The sequence below is a fragment of the Pseudomonas sp. S2_H01 genome (genome assembly GCF_054668305.1).
Genome location: NZ_CP162756.1, coordinates 2,155,314 through 2,167,857, shown reverse-complemented (window position 1 = coordinate 2,167,857; position 12,544 = coordinate 2,155,314). Strand labels below are relative to the sequence as shown.

Sequence of the window (12,544 nt, the reverse complement as noted above, 5' to 3'; positions counted from 1 at the left end):
CGGATGCTGAAATGGCTGATGTTCGCCTCGTCGCTGATTTCTGGGTCGCTGCTGGCTCATGCGGTCGAGCTGAAATATGCGCACCAGCCCGCACCTGCCTACCCGCGCTCATTGTATGAGCAGGCCGTGTCAGGGTTGGTGCTCGTCGAGTTTCGAGGGCACAGCGATGGTTCGATTACAGATGTGAACGTTATCGACAGTTCACATCACAACTTCGCCAAGTCAGTTCTGCGCGCAGTCCCGGGATGGCGGCTCAAGCCTTGGCAGGTCGTCTCTGAAACGCCTGAGACGATCAGCTTCAGGCAGGAGCTCTACTTCACCCACTCAAGTGAGAGGCAAGAGCCACACAGGTGGATACGCCGTCACGTTCGCGTGCTGTCCTGCAACACATTCAACAAAGCACTCAAGACCTTTCGCGCCAATTCGCCCGACCATGATGTGAGGGACATGCATCACATCACCTACACCTTCAGGGTGCTGGGGAGGTCAGCGACGAGGCTGAAAATGACAGACGATCAGAGAGCGGAGCTGGGTGATGATTTTGTTCGGGCAATTCCTGAGGTCATCCAACGATGCAGAGCTCAACCGGGGCTGCGCTACAAAGAAGCGCTGCCGGAAAGTGTGCGTAAGCTGATTTAATTCTGGAGGGGCTTACTTCTTTCGTTAGCGGGCGAAACGCAGAGCGGGTCTGCGTTTCGCCTTTAGTAGGACTTCGTTAGGACTTCATTTACCGGAGCGCGTTAGATGCTGTCCTTGGCCAATGACGGCACGGGGCCGCAGCAGACGTGGCAGACCGTCAGGCGATTCACCTCACCCCAACCACCACCTTCCCAACCGCCTTCCTCTGCCCCAACGAATCAATCGCTTTCCCCGCCTGTTCCAGCGGGTAAACCTTCGACACCAGAGGCTTCAACTTCCCTTCGCCGTACCAGGTGAACAGCTGTTGAAAGTTCGCTGCATTGTCCTGTGGCTGGCGCTGGGCAAATGAACCCCAGAACACACCGACGACCGATGCGCCTTTGAGCAGCGCGAGGTTCACGGGCAGTTCGGGGATGCGGCCGCTGGCGAAGCCGACGACGAGGAGGCGGCCGTTCCAGGCGATGGCGCGGACGGCCTGGTCGAAGAGGTCGCCGCCGACGGGGTCGTAGATGACGTCGACGCCGTTGCCGTTGGTGAGGCGTTTGAGTTCGTCCTTGAGGCTGGTTTCGCTGTAGTTGATGAGTTCATCGGCGCCGGCGTTTCTGGCGACTTCGAGTTTGTCGGCGCTGCTCGCGGCGGCGATGACGCGGGCGCCCATGGCTTTGCCGATTTCTACGGCGGCCAGGCCCACGCCGCCTGAGGCGCCGAGCACAAGAAGGGTTTCGCCAGGTTGCAGATTGGCGCGTTGTTTGAGGGCGTGCATGGAGGTGCCGTACGTCATGCTGAAGGCGGCGGCGGTGGTGAAGTCCATGGCCTCGGGAATCGGCAGGACGTTGTAGCCCGCGACGGCGATTTGTTCGGCGAAGCTGCCCCAGCCGGTAAGGGCCATCACGCGGTCGCCGACCTTGAGGTGGCTGACTTTTTCGCCCACGGCGGCCACGACGCCAGAGGCCTCTCCCCCCGGGGAGAACGGGAAGGGTGGTTTGAACTGGTACTTACCCTCGATGATCAGGGTGTCGGGGAAGTTGACCCCGGCGGCGTGCACGTCCAGCAGGATTTCATTTTTCTTGGGTTCGGGGGCTGGGATGTCTTCCAGCACCAGATTTTCGGCGGGGCCGAAGGCTTTGCAGAGCACGGCTTTCATCGGGGACTATTCCTTTTCCAGTGATGGCCGATAAGTGTAGGTAGAGGGGGTGTGGGGTCAATGAGCATGCCCCGGCCTGATAGGCGTGCATAAGCTGAAGTAAGCTATGCCGCGAACCGGATTGAGGAGTGGAATGTGAAAGCGTGGATTCTGATGCTGTTGGCGTTGTCGATGCCTGTTGTGGCCCTGGCCGAAGAGGGTGGTGGCGAGAAGGATGACCCGAACAAGGTGTCTTACGTGGCGCTGACCCCACCCTTCGTGGGTAACTACGCGCTGGACGGCGGCCCTAAGCTGCACGTCTATAAGGCTGACGTGGCGCTGCGGGTCAAAGGGGCCGAGGCGCAGAAGCTGGTTAAACAGAACGAGCCGCTGATCCGTAACCAGTTGGTCGCGCTGTTCACGCAACAGACGATCGACAGCATGGGTAACGTCGACGCCAAGGAAAAGCTTCGTCAGGAAGCCTTGAAGCAGACCCAGCAGGTGCTCACCCAAGAGACCGGCCAGCCTGTGGTTGAGGACTTGCTGTTCAATAACTTTATTGCGCAGTAAGACGGCTCCCTTTCCGGCGTGAGCGTGCTCGCGATTGCGGTGTGTCAGATTGATGCAATCTGATCAGACAAAAAGCAACCGCGGGCAAGCGCGCTCCTACAGGGATGTGCACCGCCCGCTCAGCGCAACGCCAGTACCGCCGCCCACTGTTCGGCGGTCACCGGCATGACTGACAACCGGCTGCCTTTTTGCACCAATGGCATCTGCTCCAGTGCGGTTTGCTGTTTCAGGTAGCCCAGGTTCAGCACCTTGGGAAAGGTTTCGACAAAGGCGACGTCGATGGCGCTCCATGGGTTCTTTTCCTGGGTGGCTTTGGCGTCGAAGTAGTGGCTCTTGTTGTCCAGAGCGGTAGGATCCGGGTAGGCGGCCTGGATGATCTTGCCGATGCCGGCGATTCCGGGCTCCGGACAACTTGAGTGATAGAAAAAGAATTCGTCGCCGACCGCCATCGCGCGCACAAAATTGCGGGCCTGGTAATTGCGAACGCCGTCCCAACGGGCTTGGCCGAGTTTTTGCAAATCCGTAATCGAGAGCTCATCGGGCTCGGATTTCATCAGCCAATAGGCCATATGTTGTGTCTCCCGGAGGGTAACTGGACAGGTTGTCCTACGTTTTCATGACAAACCGACAGTCGGCTGGCGCCAGTATTTGCGTGTTGGTTCACGTTATCGCAGAATGCCGGGATTTTAAGGGTTACACCGTTACGCGGCCTACAGAAAGACGCTGCGGACGTCAGTTTTTGATTCGCCAAAGGGGGGCAGTCAATGCAACGCAAGCCGGATTTACTATGGATTTTGGTCATTTTGTTCGGCTTGGGCATTGTCACCACCGGGTATGCGCAGGGTCTGTGGTCCGCCAAGGCCGACGCGCCGGTTGAGATCACTCAGCAGCAACAGCAGCAACCGACCCGCCGTTAGTTTTATTTAGCTTTTCTTTTTTGTAGGAGCGCGCTTGCCCGCGATGAGACCCGCGCGGTCGATGCAGGTGTGTTGCCTGGAAGATTTTCGCGGGCAAGCGCGCTCCTACAAAGTCAAAGCCCCGATCAGACTAAATACCATCGCTTGTCCGACACCGTTCCCTGCAACGGCACATCCCAACTGGCGACCGCCAGCTTTCCGACTTTCTGACACTCATGGGCCAGACCGAGCAGCACCGGTTTCTGCCAGGCTTTGCGACGCGCCTGATACGCCAGACTGCGGTCGTAGAATCCACCGCCCATGCCCAGTCGACCGCCTTGGTCATCGAAACCCACCAGCGGCATCAGAATGAGGTCCAGCGCCCAGATCTTGCGTTGTTTTCTCGCGTCGATCCGTGGCTCGGGAATGCGGAATCGGTTCGGTCGAAACCTTTCTCCCGGCTTCACCCGCTGAAACACCATTTTGGTTCGGGGCCAGGCACTCAGCACCGGCAGATAGGTTTTCTTGCCCCGTCGCTGTGCTTCGCGAAGCAGCAGGCGCGGATCGATTTCACCGTCCATCGGAAGGTAGAGCGAAACGTGTCTGGCACGACGAAAAAGCGGATCTTGCGCCAACTGGCGGTACAAACCCTGCGCCGCCTGTCGCTGTTCTGCGCGGTTGAGCGAGCGACGGGCCGTGCGCAGGAGACGACGCAATTGTGGGCGGGAAAGGGCAGAGGAATCGTTCAGGGAAGCGGCGCCAGAAGAAGTCATGCAGGCGGGTCCGTGCGATTTGGATGGGGGCTCGAGAGATCAGGCTGATTCACGATAGCTGTCCCCAGTTCCACCGCCAGGCGGGGCGCTTGGCAATGGCTTGAGATGTGAGACTCCCCGACGAACCGCTGTCGGTGTAGCCCTTGAACCCGAAAGTTCAAGGTGGAGATTGCAGGAGGTTTTAAGGCTTTCCGTCGAGCGGACATGCACACCAACCCCAACGTGCAACCCCCGTGGTTGTGCGTATCGGCTCAGGGACATGACCGACTGGCAAGCACTCCAGGGAGCGGTCGCAAGTATACCGAATCATGTCGGAACAATCAGCCTTGTGCTTTTGGTTCATCCGTGGCAAGGACCAGGTCCACCCGGTCCAGAAGGTCGCGCACTTGCTCGCGGGTCGAGCCACTTGCCTGGTTCGTTTCAGGCAACTCCTGCTTATGCAGCAGGTCATGGGTAATGTTCAGTGCGGCCATCACCGCGATACGGTCGGCGCCGATGACTTTGCCGCTGCTGCGAATCTCGCGCATCTTGCCGTCCAGGTAACGCGCTGCGCTGACCAGATTGGTGCGCTCCTCTTGAGGGCAGATGATCGAATACTCTTTGTCGAGGATTTGCACGGTGATGCTGTTGCCATTACTCATGAGTCTTGCTCCAGGGCCTTGAGGCGCGAAATCATGGACTCGACCTTTTGCCGGGCGATTTCGTTTTTTTCAATGAGGTGAGCGCGTTCCTCGCGCCAGGTTTTTTCCTGAGCTAATAAGAGTCCGTTTTGACTTTTTAGTTGCTCGACACGATTGATCAATAACTCCAGTCGAGCCATCAGCGCTTGCAGGTCGTTGTCTTCCATTGTTTTCCACTGATTACTTTCAGATGAGTGGTGCAGGAGCTGGCGTCTGGATTCGCCTTGAATATCGCCTGATAGCTTGGGCGCGTCTGCCGGTGCTAGGATACAAGGCCTTCATTCTAGACATTGCGCCGCTTGGCGCCTAGTTACCCATGCCCAATCAGAATTCCCCGTATAACGCATTCGTTACCCTCCTCAAAGACAGTGGTCACTCTGTCTCTCCTGCAGAACTGCAGGGGATGTTGCTCGGCCGCAGTTGCTCGGGCGCCGGTTTCGACGCCGATGAATGGATCGCCGACGCACTTGAACTGCTGGTGAAAGAGCCTGAGGACAAAGTCCGCCAGGCGTTGATTGGCTTGCAGGAGATGGTGAAACACGAACTGACCGGTGACGACATGGCGGTTGTCCTGCTGCTGCCCGGTGACGATGAACCCCTGACCGCCCGTACCGCTGCAATGGGCCAGTGGTGCCAAGGTTTCCTCATTGGCTTCGCCCGCGTCGGTGGTCAGTCGCTGAGCGAGGACGCCCGGGACGTGTTGCAGGATCTGGCTGCCATCGCGCAGATTCAGGACACGCTGGAAGAGTCCGAAGACGGCGAAAGCGACTACATGGAAGTCATGGAATACCTGCGCGTCGCGCCGCTTCTGCTGTTCACCGAGTTCAACAAGAAAGCGGAACCTGAAGCGAAACCGTCTTTGCACTGATTGCTCATCGTCGCCGACCCGGTCGTTGTCTCCCCGCAGGCGTCGATGACCGGTGCGCTCATCCGGAGGACCGCAGTTGCCCATGATCCATATCCCGAAAGCCGAATACGCCCGTCGCCGCAAAGCGTTGATGGAGCAGATGGAGCCTAACAGCATCGCCATTTTGCCGGCGGCTGCCGTGGCCATTCGGAATCGAGATGTGGAACATGTGTACCGTCAGGACAGTGATTTCCAGTACCTGAGCGGCTTCCCCGAGCCTGAGGCCGTTATCGTGCTGATCCCCGGTCGGGAGTACGGCGAGTACGTCTTGTTCTGCCGCGAGCGCAACCCTGAGCGCGAGCTGTGGGACGGGCTGCGTGCCGGTCAGGACGGAGCGATCAGCGATTTCGGCGCCGACGATGCGTTCCCCATTACCGATATCGACGACATCTTGCCCGGCCTCATCGAGGGCCGTGACCGTGTGTATTCGTCGATGGGCAGCAATCCGGAATTCGACCGTCATGTGATGGAGTGGATCAACGTCATCCGTTCCAAGGCACACCTGGGCGCTCAGCCGCCGAAAGAGTTCGTTGCGCTGGATCACCTGCTGCATGACATGCGCCTGTATAAGTCGGCCGCCGAAGTGAAAGTCATGCGCGAGGCTGCGCAGATCTCGGCGCGCGCTCATGTGCGTGCGATGCAGGCCAGCCGTGCTGGCCTGTATGAGTTCAGTCTGGAAGCCGAGCTGGATTACGAGTTTCGTAAAGGCGGTGCGAAGATGCCGGCTTACGGCTCGATCGTGGCCTCGGGTCGCAATGCTTGCATCCTGCACTATCAGGAAAACGATGCGGCGCTCAAGGACGGTGACCTGGTGCTGATCGACGCCGGTTGCGAGATTGACTGCTACGCCAGCGACATCACACGCACCTTCCCGGTCAGTGGGAAATTCTCCGCCGAGCAGAAAGCGATCTACGAACTGGTGCTCAAATCCCAGGAAGCGGCGTTCGCGGTCATCAAACCAGGCAACCACTGGAACCAGGCGCATGAGGCGACCGTTCGGGTGATCACGGCCGGATTGGTAGAGCTGGGCCTGTTGCAGGGCGAGGTCAATGAACTGATCGCCGCTGAAGCGTACAAAGCTTTTTATATGCACCGCGCCGGTCACTGGCTGGGTATGGATGTGCATGATGTCGGCGAGTACAAGGTGGGCGGCGAATGGCGCGTGCTTGAGGCTGGCATGGCGCTGACGGTCGAGCCCGGTATTTATATTTCGCCGGACAATCAGAACGTCGCGAAGAAATGGCGCGGGATCGGCGTACGAATCGAGGACGATGTCGTGGTGACCAAAAAAGGCTGTGAAATTCTCACTGGCGGCGTGCCCAAATCCGTCGCAGACATCGAGGCCTTGATGGCCGCTGCAAGAGCTGATGCCGCATGAGCCGTTTCAATCTGGCCATCGTCGGTGGCGGGCTGGTGGGCGCGAGCCTGGCGCTGGCATTGCAAGCGGGCGCCAAGGCGCGCGGCTGGAAGATCGTTCTGATCGAGCCTTTTGCGCCGGGCGACACGTATCAGCCGAGCTACGATGCGCGTTCTTCCGCGCTGTCTTTCGGCGCGCGGCAGATCTACGAGCGTTTAGGGCTGTGGCAGCAGATCAGCCGCCGCGCCGAACCCATCCTGCAGATTCAGGTGTCCGACAAAGGCCGCTTCGGCGCAGCGAGACTGTCCTCGATGCAGGAAGGCGTGCCCGCGTTGGGTTACGTCGTCGAGAACGCCTGGCTCGGCCAATGCCTGTGGCAGGGGTTGGATAAAGACGTGATCAGCTGGCGCGTGCCGGCTGAAGTCAAACACATGCAGGCGTTGCCCGAGGGCTATCGCCTGACTTTGAGCGACGAAACACAACTGGACTGCGATCTGGCGGTACTCGCCGATGGCGGTCGCTCCACCCTCCGCGAGCAGTTGGGCATTGGCGTGCGCACGACGCCTTACGACCAGAGCGCGCTGATCGCCAACATCACGCCTGGCGAGGCCCATTGCGGTCAGGCGTTCGAGCGATTCACCGATGAAGGTCCGATGGCGCTGCTGCCGCTGCCGGAAAATCGCTGCGCGCTGGTGTGGACTCGCAAGCCCGAAGAGATAAAGCGCCTGATGGCGCTGGACGACCGCAGTTTCCTCGCCGAGCTGCAAGGCGTGTTCGGCTATCGCCTCGGCGCGTTAAAGCAGGTGGGTGTGCGTCATACCTATCCGCTGTCGCTGATTGAGGCCGAGGAGCAAGTGCGTGCTCACCTGGTCGTTTTGGGCAACGCGGCACACAGCCTGCACCCGATTGCCGGTCAAGGTTTCAACCTGTCGCTGCGCGATGCGGCGTCACTGGCCGAAGCACTGCTCGCCAGCGATGCGAATCCTGGCGATCTGGCGACGCTGCAGGTGTATCGGGATCGGCAGCGCATGGATCAGAAACTCACGGTCGGCTTCTCCGATCAGGTCACCCGCCTGTTTGGCAGCCAGCAACCCGTGATTACGGCAGGCCGCAATATCGGCTTGCTCGGCCTGGACCTGTTGCCTTCGGCCAAGAGCTGGTTCGCCCGCCAGGCCATGGGGCTGGGAACGCGGGCCGATGTTTAACCCCTCTTTTCATTCGTGGCCGTTGCCACACGCGAGAACGATTTAAAGCATGGAAACGCGCGCAGATCTGCTGATTGTCGGGGCCGGAATGGTCGGTAGCGCACTGGCGCTGGCGCTGCAAAACAGCGGGCTGGATATTCTGGTGGTGGACGGAAGCCCGATGAGCGTCAAACCGTTCGACCAGGCCTCGCCGTTCGAGCCGAGGGTCAGTGCACTGTCTGCGGCCAGTCAACGCATTCTCGAACGTTTGAATGTCTGGGACGGTATCGTTTCGCGTCGCGTCAGCCCGTATGGCGAGATGCACGTGTGGGACGGCAGCGGAACCGGCAAGGTGCATTTCTCGGCGTCGAGCGTGCACGCTCAGGTGCTGGGCCATATCGTTGAAAACCGCGTGGTCCAGGACGCATTGATCGAGCGGCTGCATGACTGCGACATCGGCCTGCTGGCCAATGCGCGTCTGGAGCAGATGCGTCGTTCCGGTGATGACTGGCTGCTGACGCTGGCCGACGGCCGCACCTTGCGCGCGCCGCTGGTGGTGGCAGCCGACGGCGCCAACTCCACCGTGCGGCGCATGACTGGCACTGCGACGCGGGAGTGGGACTACCTCCACCACGCCATCGTGACCAGTGTGCGCACGGCGGAATCCCACCGCAAAACGGCCTGGCAGCGCTTCACCGATGACGGCCCGCTGGCCTTCTTGCCGCTTGAGCGTGAAGGCGAGCACTGGTGTTCGATCGTCTGGTCCGTCACGCCGACGGAATCCGAGCGCTTGATGAAGCTGGAAGACGACGGGTTCTGTCGCGAGTTGGAAAAGGCGTTCGAGGGTTGTCTTGGGCAGGTCGTTTCGACGGATGCGCGCTTGTGCGTGCCGCTGCGTCAGCGTCATGCCAAACGTTACGTGGCTGAAGGTCTGGCGCTCATTGGCGATGCTGCGCACACCATCCACCCTTTGGCCGGGCAGGGCGTGAATCTGGGTTTCCTCGATGCGGCCGTGTTGGCTGAGGTGCTGCACAGCGCCGTCGAGCGAGGCGAGCGTCTGGCCGATCCAAAAGTGCTGAGCCGCTACGAGCGTCGGCGCATGCCGCACAACCTGGCGCTGATGGCGGCGATGGAAGGCTTCGAGCGGCTGTTTCAGGCCGACCCGCTGCCGGTCCGCTGGCTGCGCAATACCGGCTTGAAGATGGTCGATCAGTCTGCCGAAGCCAAGGCCATGTTTGTGCGTCAGGCGCTGGGGCTGAGCGGGGATTTGCCGGAGCTGGCCCGTATTTGATTGCACCGTAGCGTCTGCGGGACAAACCGGATCCTTGTAGAAGCGCGCTTGCCCGCGAAGCCGTCAGTACATCCACCGCACCTTCAGCGTTAGTTACTCAGCCTTCGCGGGCAAGCGCGCTCCTACAGAAGAGAACGCTTGGGCGTACTCCGCAACATCTCGTAACGGCTCTGCTCAGACTTCGTTGATGCGATTCACTACCATTTCGCCTCATTTTTCAAACGAGGTCTCAGCATGCAGGCGAGCAAGCGTCTTCTGGCTGTCCTGGCATTGGCCGTGCTCGGCAGCACTGCCCAGGCGGCTGATGAAGTGGTGGTGTATTCCTCCCGGATCGACGAGCTGATCAAACCGGTTTTCGATGCCTACACCGCCAAGACCGGCGTGAAGGTAAAGTTCATCACCGACAAGGAAGCGCCGTTGATGCAGCGCATCAAGGCCGAAGGGCAGAACGCGACGGCCGACCTGCTGCTGACTGTGGACGCCGGCAACCTCTGGCAAGCCGAGCAGATGGGCATCCTGCAGCCGTTCACATCTGCGGTGATCGACGCGAATATCCCGTCGCAATACCGATCCTCTGCTCATGCCTGGACAGGCCTGAGCCTGCGCGCACGAACCATTGCCTACTCGACCGACCGGGTCAAACCCGAAGAGCTGACCACCTATGAAGCCCTGGCCGATAAGCAGTGGGAAGGGCGTCTGTGTCTGCGCACCGCGAAGAAGGTCTATAACCAGTCGCTGACCGCAACGCTCATCGAGACCCATGGTGCAGAGGCGTCGGAAAAGATCCTCAAGGGCTGGGTCAACAACCTGTCCACCGATGTGTTCTCCGATGACATTGCGGTGCTGGAGGCGATCAATGCCGGGCAATGCGACGTCGGCATCGTCAACACCTACTACTACGGTCGGTTGCACCAGCAAAACCCGAATCTGGCCGTACGGCTGTTCTGGCCGAACCAGTCGGACCGTGGCGTTCACGTCAATCTGTCGGGCATCGGTTTGACCAAGTACGCGCCGCATCCCGAGGCCGCCAAAGCGCTGGTCGAGTGGATGACCGGGCCTGAAGCGCAGACGATTTTCTCCGGCACCAATCAGGAGTTCCCGGCCAACCCGAAGGTTGCGCCGTCGGCAGAAGTCGCGAGCTGGGGCGCGTTCAAGGCGGACACCATCCCCGTCGAGGTGGCCGGACGACGCCAGGCCGAAGCGATTCGCATGATGGATCGCGCTGGCTGGAATTGATCTTTCGCGACCTTGATTATTTGATTGATCGCGGATACGGCGGAAGAAACTGGGCCCTGTGGGAGCGAATTCATTCGCGATGGGCCGGTGCATCCGCCACATTTCCATCGGCTGTGCCAACGCATCGAGAATGAATTCGCTCCCACCGGACGCATCCGCTAACTCCGACGCCTCACGAGACCTCCCCGTGGCCCATCCCGCCCAGCGTCGCTGGTATCCCCTGGTTTTCGCCATCGCCGCGCTGGTGTTGCTGCCGCTGAGCGTGCTGCTGCTCTCTTGGCAAACCATCGATTACGAGATCTGGTCCCACCTGTGGGAAACCCAGATGCTCCGGCTGCTCGGCAACACGCTGACGCTGGTGGTGGGCGTAGGGCTGGGCGTGACGCTGTTGGGCGTGAGCCTTGCCTGGCTGACCGCGCTCTGTGAGTTTCCGGGCCGGCGCTGGCTGGACTGGGCGCTCATGTTGCCGTTCGCCATTCCGGCGTACGTGCTCGCATTCGTCTTCGTGGGTCTGCTCGATTTTGCAGGCCCCGTCCAGACGCTGATGCGTGAGTGGTTCGGCACGGGCCTTCGCTTGCCACGTGTACGTTCCACGGGCGGCGTGATCACCGTGCTCGTGCTGGTGTTTTACCCGTACGTCTACCTGTTGGCCCGCACCGCGTTCCTTGCGCAAGGTAAAGGCCTGATGGAAGCAGCACGGATTCTTGGGCAGTCGCCCTGGCAGGCGTTCTGGCGAGTGGCATTGCCGATGGCCCGGCCAGCCATCGGCGCGGGCGTCGCGTTGGCGTTGATGGAAACCCTGGCCGATTTCGGTGCGGTGTCGGTGTTCAACTTCGACACGTTCACCACCGCGATCTACAAGACCTGGTACGGCTTCTTCAGCCTGTCGAGCGCGGCGCAACTGGCGAGCCTGCTGCTGTTGGTGGTGATGGTGCTGCTCTACGGCGAGCGCCGCGCACGAGGCGCCAGCCGGGCGAGCAACGAGCGGCCTCGTGTAAGCGCGCTGTACCACTTGCACGGTTTTAAAGCTGCCGCGGCGAGCACATGGTGTGGGTTGGTATTCGCCTGCGCGTTCGTGGTGCCGCTGATGCAACTGATCGTCTGGGTCTGGCAGCGGGGCCGTTTCGATCTGGACGAGCGCTACACCGGCCTGATCCTGCACACCTTGTACCTGGGGGGCATTGCGGCCTTGGTCACGGTAAGCGTGGCGATGATTCTGGTGTTCGCGCGTCGTTTGGCGCCCACCCGTGCGATCCGCTCAGGCGTGAGTCTGGCGAACATCGGCTATGCGTTGCCGGGCTCGGTGCTCGCGGTGTCGATCATGCTGGCCTTCAGTTATCTGGACCGAGAGCTGGTCGTGCCGCTGTCCGGTTGGCTCGGTGGCGCAGGCAAGCCATTGCTGCTCGGGAGTCTGGCGGCGTTGGTGATGGCGTATCTGGTGCGCTTCATCGCCGTGGCTTACGGTCCTCTGGAAAACAGCCTGTCGCGGATTCGCCCGTCTTTGCCCGAAGCGGCGCGCAGTCTCGGAGTCGGGGGACCGCGTTTGTTTTTCAAGATTTATCTGCCGTTGCTCATTCCGGGCACGTTGAGCGCTGCCTTGCTGGTGTTCGTCGATGTGCTCAAGGAAATGCCCGCCACCCTGCTGATGCGCCCGTTTGGCTGGGACACGCTGGCGGTGCGTATCTTCGAAATGACCAGTGAAGGCGAGTGGGCGCGCGCGGCTTTGCCCGCACTGACATTGGTCATGGTCGGTTTACTACCGGTAATTGGCTTAATCAGACGTTCGGCCAGACCGATCGGCTAGGTGCGGGGTCACAACCTTGCGGCTACAATGCGCCGCAATCGACACGGTCTGTCAGACAATTCCGCAAATTACCAAGGGTTCCAG

14 protein-coding genes and 1 other RNA gene are annotated in these 12,544 nt (G+C 60.4%); 9 read left to right on the top strand and 6 right to left on the bottom strand.

Annotation, left to right across the window (positions count from 1 at the left end; translation table 11 throughout):
* Nucleotides 1-3 precede the first annotated feature (3 nt).
* Nucleotides 4-639 carry an energy transducer TonB gene (locus tag AB4N84_RS09530; protein WP_460046979.1) on the top strand — a complete coding sequence of 212 codons (636 nt, stop codon included), beginning with the start codon at nucleotides 4-6 and terminating at the stop codon, nucleotides 637-639.
* Nucleotides 640-805: 166 nt separating this feature from the next.
* Here AB4N84_RS09530 and AB4N84_RS09525 read toward each other — a convergent pair whose 3' ends face one another.
* Nucleotides 806-1,783 (bottom strand): NADPH:quinone oxidoreductase family protein, encoded by a 978-nt coding sequence (locus AB4N84_RS09525; RefSeq protein WP_460046123.1) that lies wholly within the window; start codon nucleotides 1,781-1,783, stop codon nucleotides 806-808.
* Between the two features lie 135 nt (nucleotides 1,784-1,918).
* On the opposite strand from AB4N84_RS09525, the gene AB4N84_RS09520 reads away from it, so the two are divergent.
* Entirely contained in the window at nucleotides 1,919-2,332 is a 414-nt protein-coding gene (locus tag AB4N84_RS09520) for a flagellar basal body-associated protein FliL (protein WP_074754529.1), read from the top strand.
* Between the two features lie 119 nt (nucleotides 2,333-2,451).
* Here AB4N84_RS09520 and AB4N84_RS09515 read toward each other — a convergent pair whose 3' ends face one another.
* Nucleotides 2,452-2,901, bottom strand: a complete 450-nt coding sequence (locus tag AB4N84_RS09515; RefSeq protein WP_460046122.1) for an EVE domain-containing protein — start codon at nucleotides 2,899-2,901, stop codon at nucleotides 2,452-2,454.
* A 195-nt stretch (nucleotides 2,902-3,096) separates the two neighbouring features.
* Here AB4N84_RS09515 and AB4N84_RS09510 point away from each other — a divergent pair, with 195 nt between their 5' ends.
* The gene (locus AB4N84_RS09510) at nucleotides 3,097-3,249 is read left to right on the top strand and encodes a hypothetical protein (protein ID WP_143024423.1); all 153 of its coding nucleotides are present in this window, start codon (nucleotides 3,097-3,099) and stop codon (nucleotides 3,247-3,249) included.
* A gap of 125 nt (nucleotides 3,250-3,374) precedes the next feature.
* On the opposite strand, the gene AB4N84_RS09505 is transcribed toward AB4N84_RS09510, so the two are convergent.
* The 4 genes from AB4N84_RS09505 to AB4N84_RS09490 all read right to left on the bottom strand — a co-directional run bounded on the left by AB4N84_RS09505 (nucleotide 3,375) and on the right by AB4N84_RS09490 (nucleotide 4,848).
* The gene (locus tag AB4N84_RS09505; RefSeq protein WP_460046120.1) at nucleotides 3,375-4,001 is read right to left on the bottom strand and encodes a 5-formyltetrahydrofolate cyclo-ligase; all 627 of its coding nucleotides are present in this window, start codon (nucleotides 3,999-4,001) and stop codon (nucleotides 3,375-3,377) included.
* Nucleotides 4,002-4,111: 110 nt separating this feature from the next.
* Nucleotides 4,112-4,290, bottom strand: a non-coding RNA gene (gene ssrS, locus AB4N84_RS09500) — 6S RNA.
* Between the two features lie 31 nt (nucleotides 4,291-4,321).
* Nucleotides 4,322-4,642 carry a cell division protein ZapA gene (locus AB4N84_RS09495; protein WP_346828578.1) on the bottom strand — a complete coding sequence of 107 codons (321 nt, stop codon included), beginning with the start codon at nucleotides 4,640-4,642 and terminating at the stop codon, nucleotides 4,322-4,324.
* Nucleotides 4,639-4,848, bottom strand: a complete 210-nt coding sequence (locus tag AB4N84_RS09490; protein WP_062379587.1) for a TIGR02449 family protein — start codon at nucleotides 4,846-4,848, stop codon at nucleotides 4,639-4,641. Before AB4N84_RS09490 ends, AB4N84_RS09495 begins: the two co-directional genes overlap by 4 nt.
* A gap of 149 nt (nucleotides 4,849-4,997) precedes the next feature.
* Between AB4N84_RS09490 and AB4N84_RS09485 the strand changes: the two genes are divergently transcribed.
* The 6 genes from AB4N84_RS09485 to AB4N84_RS09460 all read left to right on the top strand — a co-directional run bounded on the left by AB4N84_RS09485 (nucleotide 4,998) and on the right by AB4N84_RS09460 (nucleotide 12,460).
* Complete coding sequence (locus AB4N84_RS09485; protein WP_460046119.1) at nucleotides 4,998-5,549, top strand: YecA/YgfB family protein; 552 nt, start codon at nucleotides 4,998-5,000, stop codon at nucleotides 5,547-5,549.
* Between the two features lie 82 nt (nucleotides 5,550-5,631).
* The gene (gene pepP, locus AB4N84_RS09480) at nucleotides 5,632-6,966 is read left to right on the top strand and encodes a Xaa-Pro aminopeptidase (RefSeq protein ID WP_074754519.1); all 1,335 of its coding nucleotides are present in this window, start codon (nucleotides 5,632-5,634) and stop codon (nucleotides 6,964-6,966) included.
* On the top strand, nucleotides 6,963-8,150 hold the full coding sequence (gene ubiH, locus AB4N84_RS09475) for a 2-octaprenyl-6-methoxyphenyl hydroxylase (protein WP_460046118.1): 1,188 nt from the start codon (nucleotides 6,963-6,965) through the stop codon (nucleotides 8,148-8,150). The genes pepP and ubiH overlap by 4 nt, the downstream gene beginning before the upstream one ends.
* Nucleotides 8,151-8,199: 49 nt before the next feature.
* Nucleotides 8,200-9,420 (top strand): 2-octaprenyl-3-methyl-6-methoxy-1,4-benzoquinol hydroxylase, encoded by a 1,221-nt coding sequence (locus AB4N84_RS09470; RefSeq protein WP_460046117.1) that lies wholly within the window; start codon nucleotides 8,200-8,202, stop codon nucleotides 9,418-9,420.
* A 234-nt stretch (nucleotides 9,421-9,654) separates the two neighbouring features.
* Nucleotides 9,655-10,656 carry an extracellular solute-binding protein gene (locus AB4N84_RS09465; RefSeq protein WP_460046115.1) on the top strand — a complete coding sequence of 334 codons (1,002 nt, stop codon included), beginning with the start codon at nucleotides 9,655-9,657 and terminating at the stop codon, nucleotides 10,654-10,656.
* A 187-nt stretch (nucleotides 10,657-10,843) separates the two neighbouring features.
* Nucleotides 10,844-12,460 carry an ABC transporter permease gene (locus AB4N84_RS09460; protein ID WP_460046114.1) on the top strand — a complete coding sequence of 539 codons (1,617 nt, stop codon included), beginning with the start codon at nucleotides 10,844-10,846 and terminating at the stop codon, nucleotides 12,458-12,460.
* Nucleotides 12,461-12,544 lie beyond the last annotated feature (84 nt).

Excerpts from the sequence above, each read along its gene's own strand:
- ubiH (WP_460046118.1), top strand. The coding sequence starts at position 6,963 with ATGAGCCGTTTCAATCTGGCCATCGTCGGTGGCGGGCTGGTGGGCGCG.
- AB4N84_RS09525 (WP_460046123.1), bottom strand. The coding sequence starts at position 1,783 with ATGAAAGCCGTGCTCTGCAAAGCCTTCGGCCCCGCCGAAAATCTGGTG.
- AB4N84_RS09505 (WP_460046120.1), bottom strand. The coding sequence starts at position 4,001 with ATGACTTCTTCTGGCGCCGCTTCCCTGAACGATTCCTCTGCCCTTTCC.
- AB4N84_RS09490 (WP_062379587.1), bottom strand. The coding sequence starts at position 4,848 with ATGGAAGACAACGACCTGCAAGCGCTGATGGCTCGACTGGAGTTATTG.
- AB4N84_RS09465 (WP_460046115.1), top strand. The coding sequence starts at position 9,655 with ATGCAGGCGAGCAAGCGTCTTCTGGCTGTCCTGGCATTGGCCGTGCTC.
- AB4N84_RS09530 (WP_460046979.1), top strand. The coding sequence starts at position 4 with ATGCTGAAATGGCTGATGTTCGCCTCGTCGCTGATTTCTGGGTCGCTG.
- AB4N84_RS09515 (WP_460046122.1), bottom strand. The coding sequence starts at position 2,901 with ATGGCCTATTGGCTGATGAAATCCGAGCCCGATGAGCTCTCGATTACG.
- pepP (WP_074754519.1), top strand. The coding sequence starts at position 5,632 with ATGATCCATATCCCGAAAGCCGAATACGCCCGTCGCCGCAAAGCGTTG.
- AB4N84_RS09470 (WP_460046117.1), top strand. The coding sequence starts at position 8,200 with ATGGAAACGCGCGCAGATCTGCTGATTGTCGGGGCCGGAATGGTCGGT.
- AB4N84_RS09495 (WP_346828578.1), bottom strand. The coding sequence starts at position 4,642 with ATGAGTAATGGCAACAGCATCACCGTGCAAATCCTCGACAAAGAGTAT.
- AB4N84_RS09485 (WP_460046119.1), top strand. The coding sequence starts at position 4,998 with ATGCCCAATCAGAATTCCCCGTATAACGCATTCGTTACCCTCCTCAAA.
- AB4N84_RS09510 (WP_143024423.1), top strand. The coding sequence starts at position 3,097 with ATGCAACGCAAGCCGGATTTACTATGGATTTTGGTCATTTTGTTCGGC.